Genomic DNA, 3,064 nt, shown 5'->3' on the forward strand with positions numbered 1-3,064 from the left:
AATGTTTCAATGTTTGCCTTCGTTTACTGACGTAGATATTTGCCCGCCATGGTATAATTCCAGTAAACTTGTTTTTGCCCATTTGGTTTATCGTAACTATTCACAGGTCTGCTCTTTTTTACGTTCTACAAAATATGCGAAAGTTTTATGAATAATCTCAATCAATAAAATTCAAAAAAATGGAAAAAAAATGGATTTCGGCATGTGGCGTTTTTTTGGGCGTGTTCCTCTTTGCTGCGTGCGAAAAGGTGTCTCTGGACAACGAAAAGCCGGTCGTCACGGTGACAGGGCCGGCAGTGGACGAAGTGGTGATGCCGGGAAGTGCGCTCCATTTTGAGGTGGAATTTACGGACAACGAGGCACTGGCATCGTACAAGGTGAATATCCACGGGGCATTCGACGGGCATACGCACGACGCGGGGATTGCCGGCACGGCCAGAAAAAGCCATGCTGAATCATCGGGGACGGGGCTCGCCGGAGACGGTATGCGGGCTGCTGCGACGGACAAAGAGGTGCAAGCACAGGGTGCCGCGACACGGGCAGCGGCAGACAGCGTCACCTTTGAAAGAACATGGCTGGAGAGGGACTTTGTGGCCCTGGGAGAGACACCCATTGCCGGGAAGAAGCAGGCTGCCGTAGCGCACCGGCATATTGTGATCCCTGCCACCATAAACGGGCTGCCGCTGCGGGAAGGGCACTACCACTTCACGGTCTATTGCACGGACCGGGCAGGACAGGAGTCGTTCGTCTCCCGCGAGATCGTCCTTTCCTACGATCCCGCAGGACACCGGCATTGAAGTTTTCCGTCCCGGGCAGGCAGCAGCCTGTTACGACTGCGATGCGGAGGTCATGTAAAATACCAGGGTACCACCCTGCATGATGTCTGCATAGGAGATGAATTGCTGGTCGAAGGGTCGGCCGTTCCACTCAATTTTATCGACATACATGTTTTCTGCGGAGAGGTTCTTTGCCTCCACGGTGAAGGTCTTGCCTTCGCCCACCTGGATGGATACCTTCGGAAGCTGCGGTGCGCCGAAGACCATCTCGCCGCTGACAGGGTTGACCGGGTAAAAGCCCATGGCAGAAAAAAGGTACCAGGCGGACATCTGGCCACAGTCGTCGTTGCCAATGAGCCCGTCGGGCTTGTTCTGGTAGAAGTCGGAAGTGATTTGCCGTACCAGCCGTTGCGTCTCCTTCGGGCGATTGAGCCAGGAGTAGAGGTACGCCACGTGGTGGCTCGGCTCGTTACCGTGGGCGTACTGGCCGATGAGTCCCGTCACGTCGGAGAGCTTGCCGGTAGATTCCTGCTTGGTATGGAAGAGATAGTCGAGCACTTTCGTTGCCTCTTCCTTGCCGCCCATCAGTTCAATGAGGCCGGGAATATCCTGTAACACATGCCAGGTGTATTGCAAGGCATTGCCTTCGGTGTAGTGCCCGCCTACTTGTGAATCGGCGTGGGCGAGCTCGTAGGGATCGAAGGGGGTGAGCCACTTGCCGTTGGCGTCTTTGGGCCGCATGGTGTTGCTCTCTTTGTCGAACAGGTTTTTATAGTAGTTGGCCCGTTTCATGAAAAATGCATAGTCGTCCGTTTTGCCGAGTTTTTGGGCCATCAGGGCGGCGCAGTAGTCGTCGAAGCCGCACTCCAGCGTACGCGAGACCGATTCTGTCTTTATCAGATCGTAGGGGTAGTAGCCGTATTTGTCGTAAATATCCCAGTCGGATTTGGGATGGTTGCTGGTGGTGATCGACTTTTTTATTTCGCCGTAGGCCTTTTCTGCGTCGAAGCCGGTGAATCCTTTCAGGGTTGCGTCGACGATCATCGGGATGGAGTGGTTGCCGATCATGGTGAAGGTCTCCTGCCCCATCAGCGCCCAGATGGGTAGATGTCCCTGCTGTCCGCTGTAGTCGACCATCGAGTTGACCAGGTCGGAGACGATCTCCGGGCTGAGGATGGTATACATGGGGAAGGCGGCACGGAAGGTATCCCATTGCGACAGGGTGGAGTAATATTTTCCAGTGGGGGACTGTGTGATCTCGCGCGCGGGACCGACATAGCGGCCATCTACGTCCGCAATGTTGTTGGGCTGGATGTAGAGGTGGTAGAGCGAGGTGTAAAAGTTGGTCTTCTGGTCGTTGGTGCCTTCTATCTGTACCCGGGAGAGATACCTGTTCCATTCGGCTTTTGCTTCGCGGTGTGCCTGGTCGAACTCCTTGCCGGATGCCTCTGCAGCGAGGTTTGCCTTGGCTCCTTCGATGCCGGTTGTGGACATGGCGATCTTCATATGGAGGGTGGAGTCTTCACCTGGATCGAAGGTGAGGATGTAGCGCGGTGCCTTTTCGCGCGGGTCCTGCGGGTTGAGCTTCTCGGAAGCGAGGATCGGCTTGTCGAACTCGATCACGAAGTAGTAGGTACGTTCCACCCACTCACGGCGACGGGTGTAGCCGGTGATGGTGCGGTCATTCTCGAAGGTGACCTCGTTGTCGAGCACGTGGGTATGGAGCCGTTCTTTCTGCCACACCAGCCCGCTTTGAAAATCGGCCAACACATTGGCGGCCTTGTCTTTGGCAAAGGTGTAGCGGTGAAAGGCGACATGGGGAGTAGTGGTGATCTCCACCTTCACGTCGTTCTCGGACAGCTCCACGGCGTAGTAGCCGGGGGAGGCCTTCTCGGTGGTTTTGTCGAAGCGGCTGCTCAGGTCGTCCCGCTTCCCGCCCGAGAAGGGCTGCATGAGCAGGTCGCCCAGGTCCACACACCCGGTACCGTTGAGCCGGTTCTGCGAGAAGCCGTTGATTCGCTCATCGTCGTAAAAGTATCCGGAGCAGTATTCCCAGGAGAAGTTGCCCGTCTCGGGGCCCGGCTGCATCATCCCCAGCGGGTAGGTAGCTCCCGGGAAGGTGTGCCCCGTGAAGGCAGTACCGATAAAAGGATTCACGTATTGGGTGAGGTCCTCCCCGCCTGTTGTCTCCTCTTTGTTGCTCTTCTTTGTGCATGCCATTGCCAGCATCATAGCACAGAGCAGGATCGTTGTTTTTTTCATACGAATCTTTGTTCTTGGTCCCGGTT

The 3,064-nt window shown here is 55.6% G+C and carries 2 protein-coding genes; one reads left to right on the forward strand and one right to left on the reverse strand.

Features of this window, described 5'->3' with window-relative positions; translation table 11 throughout:
* The first annotated feature begins 179 nt into the window (after nucleotides 1-179).
* Nucleotides 180-797, forward strand: a complete 618-nt coding sequence (locus B3Z75_RS04980) for a DUF4625 domain-containing protein (protein ID WP_294068276.1) — start codon at nucleotides 180-182, stop codon at nucleotides 795-797.
* Between the two features lie 30 nt (nucleotides 798-827).
* Here the strand turns inward: B3Z75_RS04980 and B3Z75_RS04985 are convergent, their stop codons facing one another.
* The gene (locus B3Z75_RS04985; protein WP_294068431.1) at nucleotides 828-3,044 is read right to left on the reverse strand and encodes a GH92 family glycosyl hydrolase; all 2,217 of its coding nucleotides are present in this window, start codon (nucleotides 3,042-3,044) and stop codon (nucleotides 828-830) included.
* Nucleotides 3,045-3,064 lie beyond the last annotated feature (20 nt).

Source organism: Proteiniphilum sp. UBA1028 (assembly GCF_002316955.1).
Lineage (GTDB): Bacteria > Bacteroidota > Bacteroidia > Bacteroidales > Dysgonomonadaceae > Proteiniphilum.